Origin of the sequence: Anoxybacillus sp. P3H1B (genome assembly GCF_001560855.1) — a bacterium.
GTDB classification, from domain to species: Bacteria; Bacillota; Bacilli; order Bacillales; family Anoxybacillaceae; genus Anoxybacteroides; species Anoxybacteroides rupiense.
Genome location: NZ_LPUG01000031.1, coordinates 22,335 through 48,289 on the forward strand (window position 1 = coordinate 22,335; position 25,955 = coordinate 48,289).

General features: G+C 42.4%; 29 protein-coding genes and 2 pseudogenes. 12 read left to right on the top strand and 19 right to left on the bottom strand.

What is annotated here, in order from left to right; translation table 11 throughout:
* Positions 1-195: 195 nt before the first annotated feature.
* Both AT864_RS16675 and AT864_RS16680 read right to left on the bottom strand, forming a co-directional pair.
* A complete protein-coding gene (locus AT864_RS16675; protein ID WP_066150978.1) occupies positions 196-1,185 on the bottom strand; it encodes a lipoate--protein ligase in 990 nt (329 codons plus the stop codon).
* Positions 1,186-1,672: 487 nt separating this feature from the next.
* Positions 1,673-1,855, bottom strand: coding sequence for a hypothetical protein (locus tag AT864_RS16680; protein WP_066150981.1), 183 nt, complete (start codon positions 1,853-1,855; stop codon positions 1,673-1,675).
* Between the two features lie 469 nt (positions 1,856-2,324).
* Here AT864_RS16680 and AT864_RS17770 point away from each other — a divergent pair, with 469 nt between their 5' ends.
* A complete protein-coding gene (locus AT864_RS17770; protein WP_255357527.1) occupies positions 2,325-2,426 on the top strand; it encodes a transposase in 102 nt (33 codons plus the stop codon).
* Between the two features lie 205 nt (positions 2,427-2,631).
* On the opposite strand, the gene AT864_RS18825 is transcribed toward AT864_RS17770, so the two are convergent.
* The 10 genes from AT864_RS18825 to AT864_RS18445 form a co-directional block, all read right to left on the bottom strand.
* Positions 2,632-2,802, bottom strand: a complete 171-nt coding sequence (locus tag AT864_RS18825) for a hypothetical protein (RefSeq protein WP_369815670.1) — start codon at positions 2,800-2,802, stop codon at positions 2,632-2,634.
* Positions 2,803-2,823: 21 nt separating this feature from the next.
* Positions 2,824-2,991 (bottom strand): hypothetical protein, encoded by a 168-nt coding sequence (locus tag AT864_RS18830; RefSeq protein WP_369815671.1) that lies wholly within the window; start codon positions 2,989-2,991, stop codon positions 2,824-2,826.
* A 220-nt stretch (positions 2,992-3,211) separates the two neighbouring features.
* Positions 3,212-5,146, bottom strand: coding sequence for an FtsX-like permease family protein (locus AT864_RS16695; RefSeq protein WP_066150988.1), 1,935 nt, complete (start codon positions 5,144-5,146; stop codon positions 3,212-3,214).
* Complete coding sequence (locus tag AT864_RS16700) at positions 5,136-5,897, bottom strand: ABC transporter ATP-binding protein (protein ID WP_044744364.1); 762 nt, start codon at positions 5,895-5,897, stop codon at positions 5,136-5,138. Before AT864_RS16700 ends, AT864_RS16695 begins: the two co-directional genes overlap by 11 nt.
* Before the next feature lie 92 nt (positions 5,898-5,989).
* Positions 5,990-6,994 carry a sensor histidine kinase gene (locus AT864_RS16705; protein ID WP_066150991.1) on the bottom strand — a complete coding sequence of 335 codons (1,005 nt, stop codon included), beginning with the start codon at positions 6,992-6,994 and terminating at the stop codon, positions 5,990-5,992.
* Positions 6,987-7,682, bottom strand: coding sequence for a response regulator transcription factor (locus tag AT864_RS16710; protein WP_066151061.1), 696 nt, complete (start codon positions 7,680-7,682; stop codon positions 6,987-6,989). Before AT864_RS16710 ends, AT864_RS16705 begins: the two co-directional genes overlap by 8 nt.
* Before the next feature lie 545 nt (positions 7,683-8,227).
* The gene (locus AT864_RS16715; protein WP_066150994.1) at positions 8,228-9,139 is read right to left on the bottom strand and encodes a DMT family transporter; all 912 of its coding nucleotides are present in this window, start codon (positions 9,137-9,139) and stop codon (positions 8,228-8,230) included.
* A gap of 63 nt (positions 9,140-9,202) precedes the next feature.
* On the bottom strand, positions 9,203-9,406 hold the full coding sequence (locus tag AT864_RS18435; RefSeq protein ID WP_369815675.1) for a hypothetical protein: 204 nt from the start codon (positions 9,404-9,406) through the stop codon (positions 9,203-9,205).
* Positions 9,407-9,422: 16 nt separating this feature from the next.
* Positions 9,423-9,926 (bottom strand): aspartyl/asparaginyl beta-hydroxylase domain-containing protein, encoded by a 504-nt coding sequence (locus AT864_RS18440; protein WP_231734679.1) that lies wholly within the window; start codon positions 9,924-9,926, stop codon positions 9,423-9,425.
* On the bottom strand, positions 9,919-10,095 hold the full coding sequence (locus AT864_RS18445; protein ID WP_231734680.1) for a hypothetical protein: 177 nt from the start codon (positions 10,093-10,095) through the stop codon (positions 9,919-9,921). The genes AT864_RS18440 and AT864_RS18445 overlap by 8 nt, the downstream gene beginning before the upstream one ends.
* A gap of 142 nt (positions 10,096-10,237) precedes the next feature.
* Here AT864_RS18445 and AT864_RS16725 point away from each other — a divergent pair, with 142 nt between their 5' ends.
* On the top strand, positions 10,238-11,146 hold the full coding sequence (locus tag AT864_RS16725; protein ID WP_066150996.1) for a LysR family transcriptional regulator: 909 nt from the start codon (positions 10,238-10,240) through the stop codon (positions 11,144-11,146).
* Positions 11,147-11,417: 271 nt separating this feature from the next.
* On the opposite strand, the gene AT864_RS16730 is transcribed toward AT864_RS16725, so the two are convergent.
* The gene (locus tag AT864_RS16730) at positions 11,418-13,082 is read right to left on the bottom strand and encodes a glycerol-3-phosphate dehydrogenase/oxidase (RefSeq protein WP_066150999.1); all 1,665 of its coding nucleotides are present in this window, start codon (positions 13,080-13,082) and stop codon (positions 11,418-11,420) included.
* Between the two features lie 399 nt (positions 13,083-13,481).
* Here AT864_RS16730 and AT864_RS18570 point away from each other — a divergent pair, with 399 nt between their 5' ends.
* The 7 genes from AT864_RS18570 to glpK all read left to right on the top strand — a co-directional run bounded on the left by AT864_RS18570 (position 13,482) and on the right by glpK (position 20,663).
* A complete protein-coding gene (locus AT864_RS18570) occupies positions 13,482-15,527 on the top strand; it encodes a sigma 54-interacting transcriptional regulator (protein WP_066151005.1) in 2,046 nt (681 codons plus the stop codon).
* A 117-nt stretch (positions 15,528-15,644) separates the two neighbouring features.
* Positions 15,645-16,640 (top strand): dihydroxyacetone kinase subunit DhaK, encoded by a 996-nt coding sequence (gene dhaK / locus AT864_RS16745; protein WP_066151007.1) that lies wholly within the window; start codon positions 15,645-15,647, stop codon positions 16,638-16,640.
* Positions 16,641-16,689: 49 nt separating this feature from the next.
* Positions 16,690-17,319 carry a dihydroxyacetone kinase subunit DhaL gene (gene dhaL / locus AT864_RS16750; RefSeq protein WP_066151010.1) on the top strand — a complete coding sequence of 210 codons (630 nt, stop codon included), beginning with the start codon at positions 16,690-16,692 and terminating at the stop codon, positions 17,317-17,319.
* Complete coding sequence (dhaM, locus tag AT864_RS16755) at positions 17,316-17,708, top strand: dihydroxyacetone kinase phosphoryl donor subunit DhaM (protein ID WP_066151012.1); 393 nt, start codon at positions 17,316-17,318, stop codon at positions 17,706-17,708. Before dhaL ends, dhaM begins: the two co-directional genes overlap by 4 nt.
* 24 nt (positions 17,709-17,732) lie before the next feature.
* Entirely contained in the window at positions 17,733-18,005 is a 273-nt protein-coding gene (locus AT864_RS16760) for an HPr family phosphocarrier protein (RefSeq protein ID WP_066151015.1), read from the top strand.
* Between the two features lie 302 nt (positions 18,006-18,307).
* Entirely contained in the window at positions 18,308-19,138 is an 831-nt protein-coding gene (locus AT864_RS16765) for an MIP/aquaporin family protein (protein WP_066151018.1), read from the top strand.
* Positions 19,139-19,172: 34 nt separating this feature from the next.
* The gene (gene glpK / locus AT864_RS16770; protein WP_066151021.1) at positions 19,173-20,663 is read left to right on the top strand and encodes a glycerol kinase GlpK; all 1,491 of its coding nucleotides are present in this window, start codon (positions 19,173-19,175) and stop codon (positions 20,661-20,663) included.
* Positions 20,664-20,849: 186 nt separating this feature from the next.
* On the opposite strand, the gene AT864_RS18040 is transcribed toward glpK, so the two are convergent.
* The gene (locus tag AT864_RS18040; RefSeq protein ID WP_156450561.1) at positions 20,850-21,002 is read right to left on the bottom strand and encodes a hypothetical protein; all 153 of its coding nucleotides are present in this window, start codon (positions 21,000-21,002) and stop codon (positions 20,850-20,852) included.
* A 107-nt stretch (positions 21,003-21,109) separates the two neighbouring features.
* Between AT864_RS18040 and AT864_RS16775 the strand changes: the two genes are divergently transcribed.
* Positions 21,110-21,748 carry a Bax inhibitor-1/YccA family protein gene (locus tag AT864_RS16775; protein WP_066151024.1) on the top strand — a complete coding sequence of 213 codons (639 nt, stop codon included), beginning with the start codon at positions 21,110-21,112 and terminating at the stop codon, positions 21,746-21,748.
* 108 nt (positions 21,749-21,856) lie between these two features.
* Positions 21,857-22,671, top strand: a pseudogene (locus AT864_RS16780) (Rpn family recombination-promoting nuclease/putative transposase).
* Positions 22,672-22,941: 270 nt separating this feature from the next.
* On the opposite strand, the gene AT864_RS18580 reads toward AT864_RS16780, so the two are convergent.
* The 5 genes and pseudogenes from AT864_RS18580 to AT864_RS17780 all read right to left on the bottom strand — a co-directional run.
* The gene (locus AT864_RS18580; RefSeq protein WP_255357525.1) at positions 22,942-23,073 is read right to left on the bottom strand and encodes a hypothetical protein; all 132 of its coding nucleotides are present in this window, start codon (positions 23,071-23,073) and stop codon (positions 22,942-22,944) included.
* Positions 23,070-23,390 carry a hypothetical protein gene (locus AT864_RS16790; RefSeq protein WP_231734681.1) on the bottom strand — a complete coding sequence of 107 codons (321 nt, stop codon included), beginning with the start codon at positions 23,388-23,390 and terminating at the stop codon, positions 23,070-23,072. Before AT864_RS16790 ends, AT864_RS18580 begins: the two co-directional genes overlap by 4 nt.
* A gap of 56 nt (positions 23,391-23,446) precedes the next feature.
* A complete protein-coding gene (locus tag AT864_RS16795; RefSeq protein WP_066151030.1) occupies positions 23,447-23,833 on the bottom strand; it encodes a type II toxin-antitoxin system PemK/MazF family toxin in 387 nt (128 codons plus the stop codon).
* Positions 23,833-24,141: an AbrB/MazE/SpoVT family DNA-binding domain-containing protein gene (locus AT864_RS16800; RefSeq protein ID WP_066151033.1), complete on the bottom strand. Its 309-nt coding sequence runs from the start codon at positions 24,139-24,141 to the stop codon at positions 23,833-23,835. Before AT864_RS16800 ends, AT864_RS16795 begins: the two co-directional genes overlap by 1 nt.
* A gap of 423 nt (positions 24,142-24,564) precedes the next feature.
* Positions 24,565-24,780: pseudogene (locus tag AT864_RS17780) on the bottom strand (hypothetical protein); the annotation flags it as partial.
* Between the two features lie 562 nt (positions 24,781-25,342).
* Here AT864_RS17780 and AT864_RS16810 point away from each other — a divergent pair.
* Complete coding sequence (locus AT864_RS16810) at positions 25,343-25,822, top strand: hypothetical protein (RefSeq protein ID WP_066151039.1); 480 nt, start codon at positions 25,343-25,345, stop codon at positions 25,820-25,822.
* Positions 25,823-25,955 lie beyond the last annotated feature (133 nt).

Sequence of the window (25,955 nt, forward strand, 5' to 3'; positions counted from 1 at the left end):
GATGATAGCCGCTTGTTGCAACGGAGGGAGAGCCATTTTGAAAAAGAAATGGAGGGCTGTACTTTTATCATTCATACTTATACTTCTATGCTTTGCGGTTTTGGGCATAGTTTGCTAAAGGATCATTACGAACATCCCATGCTCTACCTTATCAGCGGGGCTGTCCACTTTTTGGCCAGCCCCTTAAACAGCAAATCAATATACAATTTGTAAAAAATCCTCCAATGATATATTGCCAAAATAATGTTTAACATCTATCCCATTGAGCGCTTTTTCAATTTCAGCTTTTTCATATTTTATTCCTGTTAATCGTTCTTCAATCTCTTTGACATCCCCAACACCAAAGAAGTCTCCATAAATTTTGCAGTTTTCAATCATGCCTTTATTCACTTCAAGACGAACATCAATGGAGCCAATCGGGAATCTTTGTGAATGCTGCAAATTAAATTTCGGCGATTTCCCATAGTTCCAATCCCAATTTTTGTATCTTCTCTCCGAAAGGCGATGAATTTCTTCCCAATCTTTTTCTGTCAACTGATATTCGGGAATGGGCTCTTTCCCCTCAAAAATATATTGCAGCAATAATGTTTTAAACTCATCCATCGTTATTTTTTGATCAAGAAATTCAGAAATGTTGGCCACACGGCTTCGAATGGATTTAATTCCTTTCGATTCGATTTTCTCTTTTTTCACTTTGAGTGCAGATACCACATGGTCAATCTCTGAATGAAGCATTAATGTTCCGTGGCTAAACATTCGTCCTCTCGTCGCAAATTGCGCATTTCCGGAAATTTTCCTTCCATCTACGACAATATCGTTACGGCCACTGAGTTCAGCATTGACCCCAAGCTTTTTTAAAGCGCGGATCACCGGTTCCGTAAATTTTCTGAAGTTATGAAAACTTTCTCCATCATCTTTGGTAATAAAACTAAAGTTCAAATTTCCGAAATCATGATAAACCGCTCCGCCACCTGAAAGTCTTCTAACCACTTTAATGTTATTTTTCTCCACATACTCCGTATTAATTTCTTCAATCGTATTTTGATTTTTGCCAATAATGATCGACGGCTCGTTTATGTAGAATAATAAATACGTTTCATTACTATCTAAATGTTTTAAAGCGTATTCTTCAATAGCCAAGTTAACGGTTGGATCTGTGATTCCTTTATTATCTATAAATAACATGGGACATCCTCCCTCTAGAAATATGGTGATATCAAGGTTCCCTAGCTTTTCAGGGGACAAAAAATTTCTTCGACAACACTCCCCTCCTCTGCTCCGTTTAGAGGTGGAAGGCTTGTCGGCGGATGATGTGAAACATGGGGCAGAATAGGCCCTGCTCACACGATGGTGATCCTTATGCTAAAGGGATATGACGGGCTTACGGGGATGGCCATTCTTGGACAAACCCCGGTTTCTGGCCATATCGTACAACACGATACCACTACTTGATCGTCTATTATATATTTTAAGTAAATAAATAGAAATCATTGAGAACGTTCCACCTAAGATAATAATAATGGATAAAGCAAGATAAATAAAACGTATATTGATCATATCTCCCAAATATCCAACTAATAAATAGGAAGTAAAACTTATATACGAAATCGCCATTGATATGGTGCTTTTTACTCTACCTTTTCGACAAGTGACAGGCACCCGTTCCACTCCCCTACTGTTGTTCTAACAGTTGCTTCACACCATCATTTACATCCTCCAATTGAACCTGTAACTCTTTTAACTCTCTCTGGTTTTCTGTTAATTGCTCGTTTTGAAAATATAACATGATGACCGTAATTACGTTTATAAGCAAAATTAAAATGAACATAATCATGTATTTCTTCGCTCCCTTCACCTTCTCTTCCCCTCTCACGTATTTGATTCAAGGACAGTGCCGATGCCTAAAAACTATTGATTTTAATAATCAAAAAATCCACATATTTTACATCTTATAATATATAAAATTTGGATTTATATAAAATTTTGGATTAATCACCTCGAATTTCGCTTGATATTTTTGGGGAGGCGTGTATGAAGAAAATAGATGGTACTAAAAAACGAATGTTCCTGTATGGTAAGCAGGTCCAAACCATTGGAGGAAAATTTGCATGTGTTCTCCGTTCATCAAAGAACTCATCGATTGACCAGATTTTTCGATTCAAAATGAGCGAAACGAAAGAGAACGCTGGATGTTTGAACTTTCTCTTCCCGAACCATGTTTTTTATGTCTGATCTGCTTGCAACGCACGACAAGAATGGCTCGAAAAAAGAAGCAATGGATGCATGGCGATGCCCAAAGAATCGGGATTTTTTGAGAAGAAATCATTTCGTGTATTTTGTTGCCTTATTCGAATGGGAGAACGGAAGGGATGAATAACAAAATCAAGTGGCTCAAACGTCAGGGGTATGGATACAGAAATATCTAACGATTGGCATTGTGTATTCGGTTAGAAACGTCTACCGCAATTCAAAGGTAGACGCAAGCACATCTTTTGGTGATGAACCACATTTAACTCAAATAGTATATTTATTCCTAAAAATTCTTAAAAAAATGACAGCCTTTCCATTCCAATACATAGCCCATTTTTAGGCCATATTGGATTATGTTTATGCACCCAAAACAAAAAAGCCCTATAAAAGCTGAGCTTTATAAGACCATAGAGGATCCATCACTGTTACGCCCCTTTTTCTGATGGATTTTACTTCGTAGTGACTGACTTCCATATGGAGGATAAAATCCGGTTTGGACTGATTTCTGCTTGCTTGATGTGCGGCAATATGGGCATCGCTTTTCTCCCACATTTTCCAATGCTCCTCTGACTCCTAGGCAACCAGCATCACCTCGCCGCCTTTTTTCACTAATATTTTCAAATCTACCAATCCTTCTTGCTGTTCAATCATTCCCGGCTGGCTGAATTGGTTCACAACCCGTTCTGTATATCCTTCTGCCACTGTGATTCTTCTTATTTGAATAAACATCTTTTTACTCACTCCTTTTATTCCTTTATTGCATGAGCAGAAATCGCACAGTCGCAGACGTTCACGATTCCGCCGTTGTCTCATCCTTCCGAGGGCCTTTGCTGTCTCCAACAGCTATAATGGGTTGATGAGGGATTTTTTCAATTCGTTCGTTCACCTCTTTCAAAAAGTGATCCGAAAACCAACAACAGGCGTTGGCCCTCCGAAGGGGGCGAACGCCTGTTTGTTCATCTTACAACGCTTCTTTAATCATCTTTTTATAATAAAGAACGGACAGGATGCCGAAAATCGAGTATAACGCCGTATAGACGAGCATGACGGTCAGCATCGGCATCCAAAGCTCGGTGCCAAAAAAGAACCAGCCGGAGCGGACGGCAAAATAGCTGTGGGACAATCCCAAGATTAAAGGAATGCCAAAGTTGAATAACTGCTTTCCTTGAATGCCCGAAAGCAAATCGCCTTGCGTAAAACCAAGCTTTCTTAAAATCGTATAATTCGGTTGCTCGTCTTGACCTTCATCCATTTGTTTAAAATAAAGAATGCAGCCTGATGTGATCAAAAAGGTTAATCCTAAAAAGGCGACAATAAACATGATCAGCCCAAATTGATACTTCTGGTTGCTGATGATGGCGAGCCGGGAATCGGCTGGAGCATGGAAATTCATCGTTTGAAACATGTCGTCCGCTTTTTCTACTTTTTCTTCATCGGAAATATGAATTCCGATATAAACCGTGGACTCCTTTTGGATTTTCGGATCGATGTCCTTTTTTAGCCGTTCGAAAATCGTTTTATCTACAATGACCGTCGGAAAGCCGTATGTGAAACGATAAGAAATATAATAGGTTTTTTCCAGTCCCAAATAACGCAGCTTGATCCCTTCGTGCTTTCCTTTTAACTGGATCTGCCCCGATTTTTTAAACGGCATAAATTGAGCGAGATAATCTTGATAACCGGTAAACAACGTTTGATCCGGCGGCAAATCGATCGTTTCCACATCGCTGTCGCGAATGACCGGCATCGGCATGGCTGCTAGATCCACATTTAAGATGCTCGAATCCACATTCTCGAGAATGGAGGTGAGATCCGCCTTCACCTGAATCACGTCGATCACTTTTTCTTTATACGGAATGCCTTTCTCCTTGAGAGCCTCCGTGAAGCGTTTGGCATCTTCTTGATTCATAAAAGAAAAATCGGCAGCCACGGTATTTCGCGCCGTCTGTCCTGCTGAATAGTAGGAAATATAACTTAAGGACAGCAGCCCAATGGCAAGGGCGGACACCGTTGTAATAATCGTCAGCAGCAAAGCATTGGATTTCATGCGGAACATTAAAGACGAAAGCGACAATACTTCGCCAATATTTAAGTATCCTCCTTTTCTTTTGCGAAGGAGATAAAAAAGAAAGCTGACCGTTCCCTTGAAAAAGAAGTAGGTGCCGATAATGACAGATCCTAATATAAAGGCCATCGCTAGGAAAAGCTCATTGATCGTGGCAAAATCGCCGTCAAATAATTTGGATGACACATAATAGCCTGTCAGTATCAATACGAGACCAAAAATTCCGATGAGCATTTCCAAAACCGATACTTTTTTTACTTCTGTCGTGGACGTTACGCGAAATAAAGACAAAATGGTCTGCTTTTGGATAAACCAGCGGTTCATCAGCATAATGAACAGATAAATCACACTAAACACAACCAGCGTTTGTACCAACGCTTTTTCGGAAAAAGACAAAGTGGCGATGGCTTCGATATTCGTCACTTTAAACAAAATCATCAGCAAAAGCTTGGAGCTGGCAAATCCAATAAAAATGCCAATGATGAGAGAACTGTAATAAAGGATAAAGTTTTCAGCCGTCAACATGCGGGAAATTTTTCCCTTCGTCATGCCGATTAACTGAAATAAACCGATTTCTTTGCTCCGCCGCTTGATGAAAATGGCATTAGCATAGAAGAGAAAAACACCGACAATGGCAATAAGCAGCACGGAAGCGGCCCGAATGGCAGCGGCTCCTTTTACCGTTCCTTTCATCTCATTCAAGGCCGGATCATATTGCAATGTCACAAAAGAGAAATAAAGCGCAACGGCAAAAATTAAAGCAAACACGTACAAATAGTAATTTTTCACGTTTTTTCTCAAGCTGCGAAAGATGAGTTGATTAATGCTCATGCTGCACCCCGCCTAACACGCCTTGGGTTTTCATAATGTCGTGAAAGAAGGCTTGCCGCGTTTCATTTCCTTTGTTTAATTGTGTATACACCTGGCCGTCTTTGATAAAAATGACCCTGCTTGAGAAACTGGCGGCGACCGGATCATGAGTGACCATCACAATCGTGGCTTTTCGCTTCCGATTTAAATGCTGCAGCTTATTTAACAAATCGGATGCCGATTTGGAATCGAGAGCGCCTGTCGGTTCATCGGCAAAAATAATGCTCGGTTCATGAATAAAGGCCCGCGCCGCTGAAGTGCGCTGCTTTTGCCCGCCGGAAATTTCGTTTGGATATTTATCTTTGATCTCATAAATGCCCAGCTCTGTCGCCAGTTCAGCAAATTTTTGCTCCGCCTCTTTTTTGGGCGTTTTCGTAATCGATAGAGGCAGTAGAACATTTTCCTTTACGGTCAAGGTATCCAGCAAGTTGTATTCCTGAAAAATGAATCCTAAATGGTTTTTGCGGAATTCCGCCAGCTGTTTTTCCTTCATGCCGACAATATCTTTGCCTTCAATTTTAATCATTCCTTGACTGACCCGATCAATGGAAGAAAGAACATTGAGCAGCGTTGTTTTTCCGGAGCCCGAAGGTCCCATAATGCTGAGAAATTCCCCTTTTTCTACACGAATATCGAGTCCTTTTAACACTTCTTGTTTATTAAATTTATTTCCATAGCTTTTGTAAATGTTGGATGCTTCTAAAATGATCATGTTGCTTCCCTCCTCGTTTTCTATGTTAATCCACCTGGTTGTTTTTTTCCTTCGATTGGCCGAACAAATCGAAAAAGCATGTGACAATTTTGTCACATGCCTGTGATGCGGACAAATTCATTTTTTTCCGGGAACGTGATCGTGAAAGTCGTCCCCTCATGGAGCTGCGATTGGACGTCGATATCGATGAGCAATGGTTCGGCGGCTTTTTTCGCCAAATATAACCCCATGCCCGTGGCCGCTTGATCTTGATGCGCCGTCGTCGATGTGAAGCCTTTATCGAAAATGCGCGGCAAATCTTTCGGATCAATGCCGCGGCCAAAATCCCGAATTTCTAATTGGACATGGCCCTTCTGCATCGAGCTTTTGATGACGATATCGGATGATTCGCTGTATTTCACGGCGTTGGTTAAGATTTGCCGAATGATAAAAGAAAGCCATTTCGCATCGCTCAGAACGGAAGAAACCTCCAGCTCGATGTCAAAGCCGATTCCTTTTTGCATACACCATGATTGCAGCGCTTTAATCTCTTTAAAAATAAGCGGTTCCAGCTCGACATGTTCGATGTATAAATCGTTTTCCATAAAAGGAATCCGCTTCTGATGGAGCTGCTGGTCAAGCAGCATATGAATGCGCAGCCACTCGTATGACAGCTGCGATTTGATTTTCTCCTCCTCTACCCGTTCAATGATTAAATGCATCGCCGTCAGCGGGGTTTTTACTTCATGGATCCATGATAGCAGCTCATCCTTCTCCTCTTCTAAGGAGACCCGATTCTCCCAAGCGGCCTGCTTCAGCAAGTTCGTTTGGTTGACGAGCGTGGATTCCACCATTTTTTCAAAAGGGCTTTCGGCATGGAGAACGTTTGAGAGGTCAAGATCGCTTTCCCATTCTTCTAAGCTTTTATAAAACTTGGTTTCTTTTTTATAGCGGACGATCACAAAAAGGATCAACATGATCGTCAATAAAAAGACTATATAAAAGGCAGACTGCAATGAGATCGCGGCATCAAGATAAGAGACAAAAAGGATAAATAGCTGCATAAATAAAAAGAAAAAGATCCAGCTTTTTCTTTCCATGATATATTTTTTAATCATCGATAGCGGCCTCTTCCTTTGCCATATAGCCCTGTCCGACTTTCGTTTCAATCAAGCGGCCCAAGCCAAGTTCATCCAGCTTTTTCCGCAAACGGTTGACATTCACCGTTAATGTATTGTCGCTGACAAAACGCTCGTCTTCCCATAGCTGCTTAATCAATTCGGTCCGGGTGACAATTTTGTTTTTCTTATGAAGCAAATGTTTAAGGATCAATATTTCATTTTTAGTTAATTCCATCGTGCCTTGATCGTTGGTAACGGTATTCTTTTCATAGTCGATCGTCGCGCCGCACCACGTTTTCAACTTCATTTGATCGGTGCTATAATTATATACTCTGCGAAGGATCGCTTGTATTTTCGCAATCAGCACATCAAAATGAAACGGCTTTTGGATAAAATCATCCGCCCCAAGCCGCATCGACATCACCATATCGGTCGGATGGTCCCGTGACGATAAAAACAAAATCGGAACATTCGAATGGGAACGGATCATGCGGCACCAGTGAAACCCATCAAATTTGGGCAGCTGAATATCAATGATGACTAAATCCGGTTTAAAAGCGGAACATTCCTCCATCACTTTTCCAAAATCGCGAATGCCCCGCACCTCGTATGTCCATTGCGTCAACCGTTCTTTTATTTCTTGAAAGAGGGTGAGATCGTCTTCAATAAGCAAAATTTTAAACATGTTTTCACCACGCTTTTCCGCCGATCTTCGACATTCCAGCACCATGTTTCCTATTCATTGGATGATCTGCCGGATTCATCACATTTGTTCTTATTATACCTGATTTTTCAATGGACATGAAATGGGTTTCGTATGGGGTGAGCGATTGCTAAAGCCGATCATCAAATCACTCTTATTGAAAGAAGGAGGGGAAACTGATGACAGGATCAAATCAAGGTTCTGTGAGAACTCTTCACATAAAGTGCCGAATGAACCCCCCTTATCATACAGAGGAATTTTTTCGATAGAAGCCAGCCTTTTTATCGTTTTTTAGTCGACTGACAAGCTTGTTTATATCGATACCACGAGAAGATAGAACGGATAGCCGCTACAAAAGCAGAAGCCGCTTTTGAATAAGCCCTATGCTCCATCTTCTCGTTGGATCTAGATCATTCACAAATGGATTGGCCTCCGAAATCAATGCCCCCTCTTCACCCCGTTTAGAGGTAGGAGACTTCTCAGTGGATTGCTAAAAAGATTTTCTTGATTTAGGCTGGTCGAGTGGGCTACAACCACTTTCCCTTCCTGTTAACAAGAATCATTCCTAACACAATTAAAAGCATGCCACTTATACTCAACATGGTTAAACTATTTTTGAATACAAAAAAATCAAATATCACTGTTATAGGTGGCACACAGTAAAATAAGCTTGTTACATTTGTGAGATTTCCCTTTTTTATCATCTGATAAAGCAACAGGGTTGCCCCGACAGAAATAACGAACACCATCCAAAATAGAGAGAATACAAACATAGGGGTCCAATTAATTTTTTGATCAAAAAAGTACAATAAAATGGATAAAAAAATGGTTCCAGATGTATATTGGATAGCCATATTGGATATTTGATTAGCTTGTATAGATTTTTGTAATATGGTTCCACCTGTAATACAAATAAGTGAAAGAAATGAACTAACCAAGCCTATCTTGGAAAATCTGTTAATCGCTGTATGATCGATTACTACAAGAACAAGACCCATTATTCCAATAAAAAGCCCAAGCCATTGAGTGATATTACTTTTTTCTTTTGAAATAAATGTAGTAAGAATAGGTTGTGCACCAAGTATTATGGTGAGAAGCCCAGGAGAAACCTTGTAATCCAAAGCTAAAAAGTAAAATGTTTGATAACCTGCTTGCATGCATAACCCAGTAAACATCATATATAGCCACTCTGTTGAAGTTGTTGGTAAAGGAGTTCGTAATATAAACATTGTTATCCAAAAAAGAAGTGATGAGATGAATAATCGGAAAAAAAGGAAAATAAATGGATCGGCATCATGTAAACCAAATTCTACAAAAATTGCCCCACTACTCCACATAAAAACAAATAACCAAGGGATAGCATTCTTCCCTAACGAACTTGTACCCTTTGTAGATTTTTTCATTCGTGCATTCACTAAAATTTTGAATGATTCATTCATTTTTCATCCCTCTTATTTTTTAAATAAAGAGCTTTGGAAATAAATCCAAAGCTCTTTACTTTTTCAGACTAATTGTTCAGATTCTGAGAAGTTAAATGAAAATCTTTCACCAAGTTTACGTTCTTCAACTAAAAATCTTCGCAAATTGATAGCCTTATTATAAACAGAAGAATCACCAGATTTTTCTGTTATTTCTACTAACCAGTCATAGCAGTCTGAAACGGATATATTCTTATAGAAGTGAATTTTTGAAAGAAGAAAAACAATATCCCTAAAGTTGTATTTAGAAAATCACTTTAGATAAAGACGTTACAAGCGATTCCTTAAAATCACTGGATACCTCTTCTCTCTTAATAATTGTTGGATCAAGATTTGGATTGTATACACTATCATTTATAAAGACATCCTTAGGGCTAAAGGGGCCGGGAAAAGCATAATCTAAACATAGGAAAATTCTGATCTTATTGGAAAAATTAATAGCAGCATGGACAATCGCGGCATCTAAAAACCAAACTTCTCCTTTTTTCATTTGAAATACATTTTCTTCATCTGAGTGAAAAGCATACTCATTATCTTCTAATGGTATAAAAACTCTAAAATATTGATCTTTTGATCTCTCTAATTCTACAAAGTCTTTATGCGGAATAACCATACCATCAATTAGATTTCTCGTTCTAACCATTTTCAGATTATTGAATGTGAAATTTTCTCTAATTAATTCGTCAATATATGTTAGAGCCTTACCATATCGTGTTTGTTGAATTGGGTAATCATAGTCTTTATACATTGGTATTTAATTCATCACTAGTCCAACTCCACAAGGTGCAATTTTGCCAAAATCCTGTACCAAATTCGTCATACTCTTCAGCAATCTTAGGAAATTCATTGTGAATTTCTAAATCTCTTTTTAATTTTTCATCATCAATATTAATCTTGCCTAAAATATAAGAAGCCATAGTACTTCCTCCTTCAAATAAAAGATATACTATTTTTAAAAGAACAAATTTCCAATACAATTTTATAAATTTTTCATGAATTAGTAAATTTAGTGATTTAAAATATAATTATCGAATTTTTCAATAAGAGGTGTGAGGGTTTATGGAAATTAGACATCTGAATACCTTTAAAGCCATTATCCAAACAGGGAATTTTTCCAAAGCCGCAGAGCTTCTTAATTATTCCCAATCAACTGTAACTTTTCATATAAAAGCAATAGAAGATGAACTAGGGGCCCCCATTTTTGATAGGATAGGCAAAAAGGTGTTATTAACGGAAGCAGGTAAAAAGCTATTGCCCTATGCCATTCAGATACTAAATGCTTTCGGAAATTTAAAAGAAGCTGTAGGAGAGCAGGGGGAAATAAGAGGTCAATTAAGGATTACAGCACCTGAAGCTCTTTTAATCTATAGATTACCTCCGCTTTTAAAAGAGCTGAAAGAGGACTTTCCAGGCATTGAAATTCAATTGCAACATTTGGACCCAATCAATTGGCGAACAGATTTAAGTACAGGGAATGTTGATCTAGCGTTAGTAATCGAGAAGGATAAAAATGAAGACAATCACATTATTTTGGAAAAGTTATGTGACGAGACGATGGCACTTATTTCAGCCAAACCCATTAAACTGAATGAATTACATTCATTGAAAGGACAAGTGTTTTTATTAACCGAGAAAGAATGCAGTTATCGCGCAATCTTTGAAAGGATCATTATGGAAAATATTCCAGATACATCACCAGAATATTGGAAGCAATCTAGCATTGAATTTTGGAGCATAGATGCTACTAAGCAGTGTATAATGTGTGGCTTCGGTATAGGATTATTACCGTATAGCACAGTCAGTCAAGAAATAAGTAAGGGATTCATGCATGCTCAACCTTTGCCATCCAGTGAAAATTTATCTGTTTATTTGTCTTATCATAAAGATAAGTGGCTCTCGCCTTCGATGCGAACATTTCTAACCCTTTTGAGGAAGCATGCTAGCAAATGGAATCTCGAGATGACTTAGTTCATCACCGTCTATCTTAATAGCCACTAGAATATTGAAATTATCGTTCATCCAAAAATAGATTCCTATTTTTTCTACAGTCGAAGGCAAGGAGACTGACTTGCCTTCGTTACACAACGACCAACAGGATACATCCGGATCAATGAACTTGTCGGGATGTAGTGTTGTTTGGTCATCCAACCGCCAAAAGACGAAAGAAGCCTTATAGAGAAAAGCGCTCTACAAGGCTTCCTTGGATGCCGGCTCGACATCCTTTCAGAGATGGCAAGTATCATATTTGAACAGGTGTGACGGCATCATGCAAATATGTTTCTAATTCTTTTTGATACTGGTGTTGCTCCGCTTCACTCCATTCCAAGGTTTTCGCCATATAGTGAATCACCGATTCCTTCCATTGACGAACGAAATGAATATTGAAAAATAATGCTCCCGTTCTTCGAATAAAGAAGTCTTCCGGTTTGACAACCATCTCTTCCTCCAGGCCATATTGAAGGGAAGCCAACACATCGACCGGCAATTGAAGCTCGGCCGCTTCTTTCTTTAATTGAACGGCTAATTCAAACACCCGGTCTACATTTGTGCCATATAAGCGAGCCAATCGTTCGGCCTGTTTTCTCGAAAGTCCCGCCTTTTCTCCCTGTTCGGCTTTTTTGGCCACAAACGCTTCCATATGGGCGGAGCCTCCGAAATCGCCCCCGGAAATGGGCAGCTTTTTCGTTTGGCAAGGGGAAAAGCTGGCGTTTCCTTCTTCTTTTAGCAATTGAGCGACCCGATCCACAATCGTTTCCGCCATTTTGCGGTATCCCGTTAATTTTCCGCCGGCGATCGTGATCACACCTGAATCTGCTGTCCAAATCTCATCTTTTCGGGAGATTTCCGACGGGCTTTTCCCTACCTCATGAATCAACGGTCTGAGTCCAGCCCAGCTGGATTCAACATCTTCCGCGGTAATGCCGACCGTTGGAAACATATCATGAATCGCCCGAAGGAGATAATCACGATCCTCCACGGTCATTTTCGGATGGGCCAGATCCCCCTCATAAAACGTATCCGTTGTGCCAACATATGTTTTTCCATCACGCGGAATGGCAAACACCATTCTGCCGTCAGATGTATCAAAATAGATCGCTTGTTTTAATGGAAAACGGCTTTTGTCAAACACTAAGTGAATGCCTTTTGACAAAATCAGATGCTTTCCTTTCAAGCTGTGATCTTTTTCCCGCAAAGTATCGACCCAAGGGCCAGTGGCGTTGATGATTTTCTTCGCGAAAACCTGATAGGACTTTCCGGTGATTTGATCCACTACGCTTACCCCTACAGCTCTCCCCTTCTCATAAATAAACGCATTGACCTTGGCATAATTGAGCGCTTTGGCGCCGCATTCGACTGCCTTTTTCATCACTTCAATCGTCAAGCGTGCGTCGTCTGTTCGATACTCGACATAATATCCCCCGCCTAATAATCCTTCTCGCTTTAAGAGCGGTTCCTTCTCCATCGTTTGCGACGCCGTCAACATCGTTCTTCGTTCGCTTTTTTTCACATCCGCCAGATAATCGTATATTCTTAGTCCAATCGAGGTGCTCCATTTACCAAAGGTTCCTCCTTTATAAATCGGCAGCAGCATCCATTCAGGCGAAGTCACATGCGGCCCGTTTTCATAAACAATCGCGCGTTCTTTCCCCACTTCAGCGACGAGCTTCACTTCCAGCTGCTTTAAATAACGGAGCCCTCCATGCACCAGCTTCGTGGAACGACTGGAGGTTCCAGCGGCAAAATCCTGCATCTCAAATAAAACGGCACTCATTCCTCTTGCCGTTGCATCGAGCGCAATCCCCGCGCCGGTAATGCCGCCGCCAATAATGATGACATCAAATGTTTTGCCTGCGACCTCTCTTAAAATTTCTTGTCTTTGCTGTGCAAATACAGGTTTCTTCATGAATGATTCCTCCTATGATCCGTCAAAAGTTGAAAAAAAGAGACCACATACACACTACGCTCCTTTTACAGACGCAATGTTATGTGGTCTCTCCTTGTCTCCAACCGAATATTAACTTTGTATGTATTGTATCATATTTTTCGATTTCTGAAAAATTTTTTGCATGTAAATACGATGAATTTTTTCCATCTATATCCGCGACCCAGCGCATAGATTCCTCTCCCTTCACGTTTCGATGCCAGGCATCCCCCTTTGTCGTATAATGGAGATAAGAAGGATTTCTCCAATCTTTCTCTCTTTTCCCAACAATTAACATAATAAAAACATGGGAAAATGCGGGATCTAGGATGAGGGTTTTAAAAAACCGCTCTGTTAAAATATCCATAAGGAGGAAATAAAATGTTTCTAAAACTCACCGTCCATAAAAAGAACGGCCTTCACATCCGAATGGCGGCCGCGTTCATTTCGCTGCTTCAAAACTTGCTTCCGAATCAAGAAACACTGAAAAAGACGTACGTTCTTTATCGCGATCAAAAAGTGCAGGTGAACAATCTGCTATCATTAGTGTCCTTAAAGATCGGCCAAGGAGAGGAATTTATCCTGCACGTTGCCGAAAAACTTGACGATTCGGCCGTCCAGCAAATTCAAAGCTTTTTCGCGCCAACGGATCTTGAAGACTCGCAGCAATCGGAAACCGATCGTCTTCTCATGGAAAATTCCCTTACCCTTCATGAAGCCATCTCAGCTTTACCGAATGGAATCATCGTGGTCAATAGCGACAATATCATTACTTACGTCAACGCGCGGGCAGCCCAGCTTTTGCAAACCAATCCTCATGAGCTGATCAATCAGCGCGCGGACGAAGTCATCCCCCATTCCCGACTGCATGAAGTGCTAAAGACGGGAAAAACGGAATTATCGAGAAAACAAACGATCCATCATCATACGCTGCTGACCACCCGTTCCCCGATTATGTTTAATGGAAAAGTGATTGGAGCCGTCGCGATTTTTCAAGATATATCAACCATCGAGAAAATCAGCAAAGAATTAAATGAAGTAAAAGAGCTGCAGCAACGGTTGCATCTCGTTCTAAAATCGGTCTCGGATTTGATCGGATTAACAGATGAAAATGGGACGTTGATCTACACGAATGAGGAAATGAACGCTTTGCTAAAAAAGATCAAGGGCGGGCCCCACATTCAATCGATCATCGGCCCGCATGAATGGAACCATGTGAAAAAAGCCGAAAAGCAGCTAGTAAAGCTCATCCAAGTAAACCAACAATCTAGTTATATCACGAAAATCAATCCGATGTTTGTGGACGGCGCATTTCGCGGAGCAGTCGCCACGCTGACTCCTTTCGATGATATTCGAACACTTCTTGACAAAATTGATCTCATGGAGCAAAAAACGAAATACCTAGAGTCAGAGCTGGCGAAACACCAAGGGGTTCATGAAGCCTTTCACCAAATCATCGGAAATAGCGAGATCCTTAAAGAATCGTTAACGATTGCGGCAAAGGCGGCAAAAACCGATTCAACGGTCATCATCACAGGCGAAAGCGGCACAGGAAAAGAACTCGTTGCGAAAGCGATCCATGAGGCCAGCTCTAGAAAGAACCATCTATTAGTTCGCGTAAATTGCGCGGCCATCCCTCCTCATTTAATGGAAAGCGAGCTGTTCGGCTATGAAAAAGGAGCCTTTACCGGGGCGTATAAAACACACCGCGGCAAATTTGAACTCGCTCATAAAGGGACGATTTTTTTAGATGAAATTGGTGATTTAAGCTTGGAGTTGCAAGCTAAAATTTTACGTGTGCTGCAGGAAAAGGAAGTGGAACGAATCGGGGGATATGCGCCGATTCCATTGGATGTTCGCGTGATTGCCGCGACCAACCGCGATCTTAAAAAAATGGTGGACGAGGGGCGGTTTCGCGAGGATCTTTATTATCGGCTCCATGTCGTGCCGATTCATCTCCCCCCTTTAAGGGCAAGAAAAGAAGATATTCCCCTCTTAGTGGAAGCGTTTCGTCAGCAACTGAATGAGCGTTTGGGAAAAAATATCAAGGGCTATGAAAAAGGATTCATGGAAGCTCTGCTTAGCTACCACTGGCCAGGGAATATTCGAGAATTGCAAAATGTGATTGAACGGCTCTTTAATCTCGTAGATGACGATATTTTACGCTGCAAGGATTTGCCTTACTACATCTCCCACCCTTCATGCCATGAACAGCAAAACACGCCTGAGAAACAAGCAATCGATTGGGGCAACGAAGTGCGGCCCTTCAAAGAATATGAAAAACAAATTTTTGCTTTTGCTTGCCAGTATTATCCGAGCTATAACCAGCTGGCCCAAGCGCTGGGAATCACTCATAAAACGGCCGCCAAAAAAATAAGAGAATACGGCTTGGAGCACTTGGTCGGGAAAAAGTATCAAACAAATTGATACTTTTTCCCAACGTATTCGTCATCCCATAATGAAAACGCTATAATAAAGCGCTTTCATTTTTGGCATGATTTTTGCAGTTATAAAATAAAGAAATTATTCAGAGGAGGTAAGTCTATGAAAAAATTAATCAATGACCCGAACCAAGTAGTCGATGACATGCTGGCAGGAATGGTGGAAGCCCATTCTGATAAACTAAAAAGATTGCCAGACACGAACGTCATGATTAGAAAAGACGCTCCGGTTTCCGGGAAGGTCGGCGTCATCAGCGGCGGCGGAAGCGGCCACGAGCCGGCGCACGCCGGATATGTCGGCAAAGGCATGCTTGATGGAGCCGTATGCGGTGAAGTGTTCACGTCCCCCACCCCCGATCAAATTTTGGCAGCGATCCAAGCGGTCGATAGCGGAAAAGGCGTGTTGCTCATTATCAAAAATTACACCGGGGATATGATGAATTTTGAAATGGCGGCGGAAATGGCGGAAGCAGAAGGAATCCAGGTCGCAAAAGTGGTGGTAAATGACGATGTGGCGGTAGAAGATAGTACATACACCACAGGCCGGCGGGGCATCGCCGGTACCGTGTTCGTCCACAAAATCGCCGGTGCTCTAGCGGAGCAAGGGGCCACGCTCGCAGAGGTGGAAGCGGTCGCGAAGAAAACAGTGGAAAATGTGCGATCCATGGGAATGGCCTTAACTCCTTGCACCGTTCCCGCAGCTGGAAAACCGGGATTTGAACTGGGTGAAAATGAGATCGAAATCGGCATGGGAATCCATGGGGAGCCCGGCATCGAAAAAACCTCCATCCAATCGGCGGATGAAATCGCCCAAATCCTTCTCAACAACATTCTCGAGGACTTGCCGTTGAAGGAACACGACAAGGTGGCGGTCATGATCAACGGCTTAGGCGCCACGCCATTAATGGAATTGTATATTATCCATAAAAAAGTTTCCGAGATTTTAAGAGAAAAGCGCATCCATATACATGAAACGTTCGTCGGCGAATTTATGACCTCGCTCGAAATGGCCGGCTGCTCTATTTCATTATTAAAATTAGACGACCAGCTCAGCGAACTGCTCGATGCGCAAGCGGACACCATTGCTTTCAAAAAATAACGGCTTTGCTTTTTGATCAGTCGCCGCTAAAAAAGGAGGGAGATCCAACATGTTATGGAATGTAGAACAAGCAAAAAAATGGATCAAACGGTTTAACGACAACATTCAAGAAAATAAAGCGTATTTAACGGAACTGGATCAAGCCATTGGCGATGGAGATCACGGTTTGAATATGGCGCGGGGACTCCAAGAAGCGGCCAACAAAATCGCAGACAGCCACTACGACGACCTCGGTTCGTTGTTTAAAGATGTCGGCATGACGCTCATTGCGAAGGTGGGCGGAGCTTCAGGCCCATTATATGGAACGGCTTTCATGAAAGCTTCTCTTGTTCTTAAAGACCGAAAAGAAGCGGATAGGAACGCTTTCGTTGCGGCGTTCTCAGCCGCCTTGGACGGGCTCAAAATGCGGGGAAAAGCACAAGTCGGAGACAAGACGATGATCGATGTGTGGGATCCGGTCATCGCGTGGATGAAAAGCCATGAAACGATTCGTGCAAACGAATTGGTGGATTTATCGAAAGAAAAAATGGAAGATACGAAAGAGCTGGAAGCAAAAAAAGGCCGGGCGGCTTATTTAGGAAAGCGGTCTGTCGGCCATCTTGATCCCGGAGCCGTTTCCTCCTATTTACTATTTGCTTCTTTAGCCGAATCATTCGAAAAAGGAGAGTCAGCCCCATGAAATATGTCAGCCTTGTCTTAATCTCGCACAGCTATGAAATTGTCAGCGGGTTAAAAAAACTGCTGAGCCAAGTTCATCCTGACGTACCGATCGCCATCGCCGGAGGAGCGGAAGGCGGAATCGGAACCAATGCACTCGACATCCAAACAGCGATTGAATCCGTCTATTCCGAAAAAGGTGTTGTGGTCTTATTTGATTTAGGGAGCGCGCTTATCAATGCGGAAATGGCCCTTGAAATGATGGAGCCGCACGAAAACATCAGGATAGCCGACGCCCCTCTCGTAGAAGGAGCCTATGCAGCGGTCGTGGAGGCCGGCTTAGGAAGCTCGTTGGCAGAAGTCGTCCGCGCGAGCGAAAGCGCAAAGGAACTTGTGAAAATTCACCGCTAGCCAAACATTTGAGGAGTGAACCCAATGATCGAAAGAGAAGTGACCGTCACTATTGAAAACGGGCTCCATGCTCGACCAGCGGCCCAGCTTGTCCAGCAAGCCAGCCAATATCAAAGCAAACTGGAGCTTGTGATCGGCCAACAAAAGATTAATGCAAAAAGCATCCTTCATCTGATGAGTGTGGCCATCTCCGAAGGGCAAACCATCAAAGTGATGGTCGACGGGGAGGATGAGCAAGAAGCATGGACGTTCATCGCTTCTTTTCTCCAACCAAGCAATGAATCTACTCTGCGATAACGAAGCGTTGGCATCACCCCAGCAACAAAATTTCATATCTGTGATGATGTGGCTCCATTTTATCCGTATGTCACAAAAATAATCTAATAATTCAAAAAAGGGAATTGACAACGCTTTCTTTTTATCGTAATCTGAAACTAAGTTAATAGTTGTGACGGAGAAATGGAGATCCACAGTCATTCCCTACAGGCAGTCTGCTTCATTGCAGGCGCGGGGGGAGTTGCTGTGGATCTTTTTTATGAGCCAAAACAGCTGTCTCCTCACAAAAGACAACCATACGAAAAGAAAAGGAGGAAATAGGAATGTCTGCGTTTTTTGGCGAACTTATTGGTACCATGATATTGATTATTTTTGGAGGTGGCGTAGTCGGCGGCGTGGTCCTCAAAAAATCAAAAGCCGAAAATTCCGGCTGGATTGTCATTACGATGGGATGGGGACTTGCCGTAGCCATGGCCGTATACGCTGTCGGCCAAGTTAGCGGCGCCCATCTGAATCCGGCAGTGACCATCGGATTAGCGGCGATCGGGGAGTTTCCTTGGAGCGATGTGCCCGCTTACCTTGCCGCTCAAATGATCGGGGCCTTTATCGGCGCCGTCGTCGTGTATTTGCATTACCTGCCTCACTGGAAAGCGACCGACGACCCGGGAGCCAAGCTAGCGGTATTCTCCACCGATCCAGCCATCAAAAATCCGGCGGCCAATCTTTTAAGCGAAGTCATCGGCACGTTTATTTTGCTGCTTGGCTTGCTGTCGCTTGGAGCGAATCGATTCGCAGACGGGATTAATCCGTTTATCGTGGGCTTTCTCATTGTGGCCATCGGGCTCTCCCTAGGCGGGACGACGGGATATGCCATCAATCCAGCCCGGGACTTAGGCCCGCGAATCGCCCATTTCCTTTTGCCGATTCCGAGCAAAGGAAGCTCCGGCTGGGGCTATGCGTGGATTCCTGTCGTCGGGCCGATCATTGGAGGCACTTATGGAGCGTTATTTTATCAATGGGCTTTTAAAGGAGATAGCACCCCTGCCTTTTGGATTTTCACCATGGTGGTTGCCGCTATCATAGCAGCAGCGCTAGTCGGCAATAAAGAACAAAAAAGCGTCAACCTCTATAAGAATACGAAAGTATCAAGCTAAAAAATGGTGATTAAATAAAAATGAGGTGAAGAAAATGGAAACTTATATTTTAGCTCTTGACCAAGGAACAACGAGCTCACGTGCCATCATCTTTAACAAACAAGGAGAAATCGTTCATCTGTCGCAAAAAGAATTTACACAATATTTTCCAAAACCAGGTTGGGTTGAGCATAATGCCAATGAAATTTGGGGCTCCATCTTATCAGTCATCGCCACTTCCTTGTCCGAATCTGGAATCAAGCCGGAGCAAATCGCCGGTATCGGCATTACGAATCAGCGCGAAACTACAGTGGTTTGGGACAAAAACACCGGGCAGCCGATCTATAACGCCATTGTTTGGCAATCACGGCAAACCGCAGACATTTGCGAGGAGTTAAAGGCGAAGGGGCTTGATGATACTTTTCGCCAAAAAACAGGATTGCTTATTGATGCCTACTTTTCCGGCACCAAAATCAAATGGATCTTGGATCATGTGGAAGGAGCCAGAGAAAAAGCGGAGCGAGGAGAACTGTTATTCGGAACGATTGATACGTGGCTCATTTGGAAGCTCTCGGGCGGAAAAGCGCACGTCACGGATTATTCCAACGCTTCTCGAACTTTGTTATTCAATATCCATGAACGGAAATGGGATGATGAACTGTTAGACTTATTAACCGTACCGAAGTCCATGCTTCCAGAAGTGCGGCCATCTTCTGACATTTATGCCCATACCGTGCCGTATCATTTCTTCGGACAAGAAATTCCGATTGCGGGAGCAGCCGGCGACCAGCAAGCCGCCCTATTCGGCCAAGCGTGCTATGAAGCAGGAATGGCGAAAAATACGTACGGAACAGGCTGCTTTATGCTGATGAACACCGGCGAAAAAGCAGTTGCGTCCCAGCACGGGCTACTGACCACAATCGCGTGGGGACTTAACGGCAAAGTGGAATATGCGCTGGAAGGAAGTATTTTTGTCGCGGGCTCTGCCATTCAATGGCTAAGAGACGGGTTGCGCATGTTCAAAAACGCGGCTGACAGCGAGCAATATGCCGAACGCGTCACCTCCACAGAAGGCGTGTATGTGGTACCAGCCTTTGTCGGGCTAGGAACCCCGTATTGGGACAGCGATGTGAGAGGAGCGATCTTTGGATTGACACGGGGAACGCAAAAAGAACATTTGGTTCGCGCTACGCTAGAATCCCTCGCCTATCAAACAAAAGATGTGCTCACGGCCATGGAAGCGGATTCAGGCATTTCCTTGAAAGCGTTGCGCGTGGATGGCGGCGCAGTAAAAAACAACTTTCTCATGCAATTCCAAAGCGATATGCTCGGCGTACCGGTGGAACGCCCGGTCGTCAACGAAACGACCGCGCTTGGAGCGGCCTATTTAGCTGGCTTGGCGATAGGATATTGGAAGGACCAAGACGAAATCGCGCAACAATGGAACATCGACCGGACATTCACCCCAACGATGGGCGAAGAAGCCCGAAGCGCATGCTATGCAGGATGGAAAAAAGCCGTCAAAGCGGCGATGGCCTTTAAATAAACAGACTGCGCCGCTCCCTTGATCGTTTCTGGGGAGCGGCGCTTATTCTGTATACGTTTCCATGGATTATGTTCCATTTTCGATGTTTGCTCCACAGCCGCTTAACCATCTGCCCTCTCCTCACTTCTATAAGGCTTTTTTTTGCCCTAAACCATCGCATCGACAAAGCCTTTTGTTACTTGAACATCAAAAGCGCAACAATTCCCAATGCCAAATCGCGAAAAAAGAAGCATAGCTTCTCGTTTTATTTTTTACGCTGTTCATCATGGCGATAAACGCAATAATGCCTCCTTTTTTTTCCACAAACCACCCGATTTGTTGGAAAGGCGGTGATTTCATGCACTGCTCCTTCGCAGGCGCGCCATCAGGCAGTGACAAAAAAAGTCAGGTTTGCTACACTAAAAGAAACATCTGCTGATGATTTTTATGCGAGGAGAGATAGGAACATGAACTCATCTGTCGTTTATCCGTCGCGCAGCCCTGTTGCTAAGCTAGCTGTTGCTTTTTTAGCCGCATTAGCCGTAGCGACAGGCGGGCTGTATGTGGGGCAATCCATTTCCACCGCTTGGTATTTGCCGCTTTACATTCTTGAAGTCATTTTGCTGCTTGTGATGATCTTTTCACGGCGCCAAAAAGTGGTGGGCTACCCGCTAATGTTTGCGTTTATGTTCGTTTCAGGCGCCACGTTGGCTCCCGTCATCGGTTACTACGTTTCCATTATTGGGGCGGCAGCCGTCTTTAAAGCGTTTGCTTTAGCGGTCATTTCCTTTTCTGGCGTTGCTCTTTACGCCGCGAAAACGAAAGAAGATTTTTCATTCCTCGGCGGCTTTCTCACGCTTGGGGCATTCGCATTGCTCGGCTTACTCATCGTCCAGTGGTTTATTCCGTTTTCAAGCGTCGGACAAATGGGCATTGCCGCTTTAGGCATTTTGATTTTTCTCGGCTTTACGATTTATGACATCAACCGGCTTGCCCGCCACGGGTTTAGCGAAGCAGACATCCCTATGATCGTCGTTAACATCTATCTCGACTTCATTAATTTGTTCATCTATATTTTACGTTTCTTCGCCAGCGACGAAGACTAAGTGCCTGTCACTATCCAAAGTTTTTCGAACCTAGAAACAGAGAGTCGAAGGACTCTCTTCTTTTTCATTTCCAAAGCAGGAGTGTTGTCCATCTTGTCGAAAGCATATATGACGGTTGATCATGACCGATTGTTTAAGGAATTGATCACGACTTTTTTTGAAGAGTTGATTCTTCTCTTTTTCCCGCACATGTATGAGTATATAGACTTCGAGCATGTATCGTTTTTGTCGGAGGAGCTGTTCACCGATGTGACGGCGGGGGAGAAATATCATGTCGATATACTGGCAGAGACGAAACGGAAAGGAGAAGATCGTCTCATCATCGTCCATATTGCAAATCAAAGCTACGTACAACCTTCTTTTCCAGAACGAATGTTTATTTATTTTAGCCGCTTGTTTGAAAAACATCGCAAGCCTATTGTCCCCATTGCGGTGTTGAGACTCCCTTCGTCATGAACCTTCAGACTTTACACTTCAATTTCCGTTTGGAAAAATCATGGACTTTCACTTTTTCACCGTTGAGTTAAGCAGAATGGGGTATGCTGAAAATGAACGAGTAAGAGCTAAAGAAGCAATTTTTACGTATGATGGTGCGTATGGAATGGGACGAAGCAAAGCAACGATTGTTAATCGGCTTTTTTGAGACATATGTCAACCTATCAGACGAAGAAGAACAGCAATTATGAAACGAGATGAATGAAATAGAAACAAAAGAAAAAAAACAAGTGTTGGAATTGATCATTTCGTACGAGAAAAAGACGCTAGAGAAAGGATGGAAAGAAGGCGTGGAGCGAAGATTACGCAAGGATGGCAACAAGAAAAACGCCACATCGCGAAAAAAATGCTTACCAAAGGATATGGACATCCAAGCGATTCATGAACTGACGGAGCTGTCTTTGGAGGAGATTGAGAAGTTGAGATAGATGCTCGTCACGTCCCGAAGTTTTTCGAAGATCGGGAGAAGAGAAATGAAAAGAGGATGCGGGAGCGAACGTCCTTATTTAAGGAAGCTTTTATCTCTGTCAAAAAAGAAATGATAAAACTCGTGCGCCCACATGAATTTTTCGTATATTCTCGCTGTGCGTTGTTAATATGGACACAATAATCACCGTTATAGTCATACACAAGCCCACCATAGTTAGCATTTTGAATCGGAAACTGCAATACATTTGCGTGCTCGTAAAGATCAGTTTTTATAAAATAAGCGGCTTTACATGAGCAAGAGGATCTCTGAGAGAGTAAATACGGTCCATTGCCTTTTTCATTTTCGACAAATGTGTTTTGTTAGGCTCTAAAATCATTTCAAGATTATCTTTTGTAATCAAGGACTCCCCCTTGGATTTTCCGAATTTGTGACTGATTTTAAAACATCGATCCGTTCAACAAATTCACTAAAAAGATGCATCCCCTTTTTTAATTCTTCGTCCACTGTACCGTAAAACGAAAGTGCCACATAATTCATAAATGAATCAGCTCGGCTACGGCCAAACGTTCTTTCTTTGAATTCCATATCTGCCTTGTAAAAAAAGAACGGATCCTTAATGCAGAATAGCTTATTGGTCTTTGCAACATACTCCTCCACATTTCCTTCGCCTTTTAAGAAATTATAATAAGCTTTCTTCTTAATACCCGTACGTTCCATCACCCATGAATGTTTAAAGGACAAAAATAGCCCTTTCTGAAAAAGAAAGGATGATGTCAAATCAGATATGTTTCTATTTTCGCTAGGCATTCATCAATGATTCTATCTATTTCTTCAATTTGTGCATCTTCTGGATTATATTTCTTTAAAATTGTTAGATTACGAGCTTTCCAATCCAATGATTTAATTTGATCCGTTAAAACTACCCCTGTTATTGGATAGCCATCGCCATCAAGGGATATTCCTTCTTTTGGTAAATCTACTTCGAAGGGATAACCCTTCTTTTGATTGGTCATCGGACAAACAACGATAAATCCTGTTGCTTGATTGAATTCTTTAGGCGATAAAACAATAGCATTCCTTCTCCCGGCCTGCTCATGACCAGCTTGTGGATGAAAGTTTAAAACAACGAAATCGCCTCTCTCTGGTACGTCTGCTGGCATTAAATCAATTCACTCCCTTCTACCCCAAAATCAACTTCCTCGTGCCGATTTTCAGGTGTAATCTGTGATAGCAGTTCTTCCAATGTGTATTTCTTCCGTGTTCTTTTTGGCTTTAATGTGATGATCCCTTCATTTCCAATCACGTTTAATTCCATTTCGGAACCTTGTTTGATCCCTATTTGATCAGCAACATCTTTTGGGATACGAATGCCCAAACTGTTTCCCCATTTTTGAGCAACAACTGTAGACATGTAGTCCCCTCCTTTACTTTGGTTGATTTTGCTTTCTAAATGTTCCTTTGCGTTCATTATATCACCCTCATCCCGAAATGTATATACATAGTATATACATTCTTCCGGAAAAGGATACCCCTGATTTTTCGACAAGCAAATATTCTTTCCGCAAAGGCGATCATTTGAATCGATGAATGAAAAATGCTTTTTTCAGACTCAAAAGCATATATCAACCAGTATCGTTACAAACATTGAACTGCGAAATGAGGCATAAAGCTTTGCCATAACAAAAAAGAAAGGATCTTCAAGGAGAATCTAAAGCATCTATATAAAAAATCATACAAACTCCTTTTTGTTCATGTGGGCAATGCGTATGACTCATCCTTTATCATAATTCAACAAGCTTACGAGCGGTTTTCCGATGAAATCCTGCGCCTCTATTCGGGCAGTGACAGACACCAACCCTTACTCCACTTTCTTTATCATGTTGAGAGACGCATCTTTCGCTTCATTCAGTTTGTCTTCATAACGTTGTAGCCAAGGAACGAGTTCATCCCGCAACCCTTCGATCGCGGGCATGCTTACGCCAGGAAGGTTCATCGCGAGAGAAGAAAGCTCCCACGACAAGGTCGTCCGCGCCCGCTCGCAAGCATCTTCAGCATCCGAAATATGCCGGGCGATCTCCTCTAACTCATCCAGCTTCAGCCGGATCATCGTCTGTACAGCTCCCCCGTTGGTTTGAACCATTCCTCTGATGTTTCGCTTCGTTCTCGATCGAAAGGTAGGACCATCTTCCGTTTTCCTGTATGCATGTTGACTCACTCCTCCATCTATCTTTTTTATAGATGGTAACATAAGTAAAATAAGGGTAAATGATAATTCTATAACGATTTTTATCATCAATCATTCATTATATATACCTAATTTTCACCTGACAAATAATCCAAAAGTCCTTAACTATTGGTGTTTGGAATGGATGGTGACTGGCTTGTTTCAAAAGAGCCAAACCACTTGGTGACATTACGCATCCTTTCCGTTGATTGTAGCTATCACACAAGATAACACGATTCACTTGATAGCAGAAAAATCAAGCTTCCCTTCGATTTATGGGCTTTTTGTGCGTATTTTGCATCCATTATGCGTTTTGCCACATGCTCTTGCTCCATTACTGAGTAAATATAATGTGCTTAAACTTGCTCTTTTTACTTGTAACTTTATACAGGCATTTCAAATATAAATATTTCGTGCTCAATTTTGGTTAATGGGAGGAATTTGAGTGCCTAGTACATTTGAGCAAATGAAAAATGACATAGAGAAAGGATGGGATATCGTTCTTTGGTCCAAGTCGTACGGTTGGGGTGAAGCAGCAAAATTAGCAGGATGTATATACCTAGGCTGCGCTACAGCTTATCTTGGTCAGCAATTGGAAGAACTTGCTGCTAAGGTAGGTCCAGATTTACTTAAACAAGCTTTAGCTAATAAGGGGAAAATATTTGGTGCTGGACAATTTGAGGTAGAAGCGGGGACTGCCTATTGGAGCACCTACTATAATGTTTGGAATCCTTTTAAAAGGCGTCATGAAAGAGTTACTACAGACCGATATGTTCGATTATACGTGAGAATGAGGAGAAAAAGAAGCTCAGCGGAGTACAAAGTACACTATGAACAAACGTATCAGCCGGAGCACTTCCAATACCCGGAATACTCTGGCGGGTTGGTATATCCAGTCACTGAAAAGGGGGATATCATCTTATAAAAATAAATCTAATAAAACTTTGAGAAGGGGATGGGAACGGTGCCTGTCAAGCTCCAAAGTTATGTTGATGTACACTATTTATGGCTCGATTCCCCTCTTTTCTATCATTCCAGTTACTATTGGTTGGTTGATA

Coding starts and splice junctions, on each gene's coding strand:
- AT864_RS16760 (WP_066151015.1), top strand. CDS start 17,733: ATGATCGAAAGAGAAGTGACCGTCACTATTGAAAACGGGCTCCATGCT.
- AT864_RS18570 (WP_066151005.1), top strand. CDS start 13,482: ATGTTTCTAAAACTCACCGTCCATAAAAAGAACGGCCTTCACATCCGA.
- dhaK (WP_066151007.1), top strand. CDS start 15,645: ATGAAAAAATTAATCAATGACCCGAACCAAGTAGTCGATGACATGCTG.
- AT864_RS16675 (WP_066150978.1), bottom strand. CDS start 1,185: ATGTTATTTATAGATAATAAAGGAATCACAGATCCAACCGTTAACTTG.
- AT864_RS16765 (WP_066151018.1), top strand. CDS start 18,308: ATGTCTGCGTTTTTTGGCGAACTTATTGGTACCATGATATTGATTATT.
- AT864_RS16800 (WP_066151033.1), bottom strand. CDS start 24,141: ATGAACGCAAAGGAACATTTAGAAAGCAAAATCAACCAAAGTAAAGGA.
- dhaL (WP_066151010.1), top strand. CDS start 16,690: ATGTTATGGAATGTAGAACAAGCAAAAAAATGGATCAAACGGTTTAAC.
- glpK (WP_066151021.1), top strand. CDS start 19,173: ATGGAAACTTATATTTTAGCTCTTGACCAAGGAACAACGAGCTCACGT.
- AT864_RS16795 (WP_066151030.1), bottom strand. CDS start 23,833: ATGCCAGCAGACGTACCAGAGAGAGGCGATTTCGTTGTTTTAAACTTT.
- AT864_RS16710 (WP_066151061.1), bottom strand. CDS start 7,682: ATGTTTAAAATTTTGCTTATTGAAGACGATCTCACCCTCTTTCAAGAA.
- AT864_RS16700 (WP_044744364.1), bottom strand. CDS start 5,897: ATGATCATTTTAGAAGCATCCAACATTTACAAAAGCTATGGAAATAAA.
- AT864_RS18825 (WP_369815670.1), bottom strand. CDS start 2,802: ATGTGGGAGAAAAGCGATGCCCATATTGCCGCACATCAAGCAAGCAGA.
- AT864_RS18440 (WP_231734679.1), bottom strand. CDS start 9,926: ATGTATAAAGACTATGATTACCCAATTCAACAAACACGATATGGTAAG.
- AT864_RS16790 (WP_231734681.1), bottom strand. CDS start 23,390: ATGGAACGTACGGGTATTAAGAAGAAAGCTTATTATAATTTCTTAAAA.
- AT864_RS16695 (WP_066150988.1), bottom strand. CDS start 5,146: ATGAGCATTAATCAACTCATCTTTCGCAGCTTGAGAAAAAACGTGAAA.
- AT864_RS16715 (WP_066150994.1), bottom strand. CDS start 9,139: ATGAATGAATCATTCAAAATTTTAGTGAATGCACGAATGAAAAAATCT.
- AT864_RS16775 (WP_066151024.1), top strand. CDS start 21,110: ATGAACTCATCTGTCGTTTATCCGTCGCGCAGCCCTGTTGCTAAGCTA.
- AT864_RS16705 (WP_066150991.1), bottom strand. CDS start 6,994: ATGATTAAAAAATATATCATGGAAAGAAAAAGCTGGATCTTTTTCTTT.
- AT864_RS16730 (WP_066150999.1), bottom strand. CDS start 13,082: ATGAAGAAACCTGTATTTGCACAGCAAAGACAAGAAATTTTAAGAGAG.
- AT864_RS16725 (WP_066150996.1), top strand. CDS start 10,238: ATGGAAATTAGACATCTGAATACCTTTAAAGCCATTATCCAAACAGGG.
- dhaM (WP_066151012.1), top strand. CDS start 17,316: ATGAAATATGTCAGCCTTGTCTTAATCTCGCACAGCTATGAAATTGTC.
- AT864_RS18445 (WP_231734680.1), bottom strand. CDS start 10,095: ATGGCTTCTTATATTTTAGGCAAGATTAATATTGATGATGAAAAATTA.
- AT864_RS18040 (WP_156450561.1), bottom strand. CDS start 21,002: ATGAAATCACCGCCTTTCCAACAAATCGGGTGGTTTGTGGAAAAAAAA.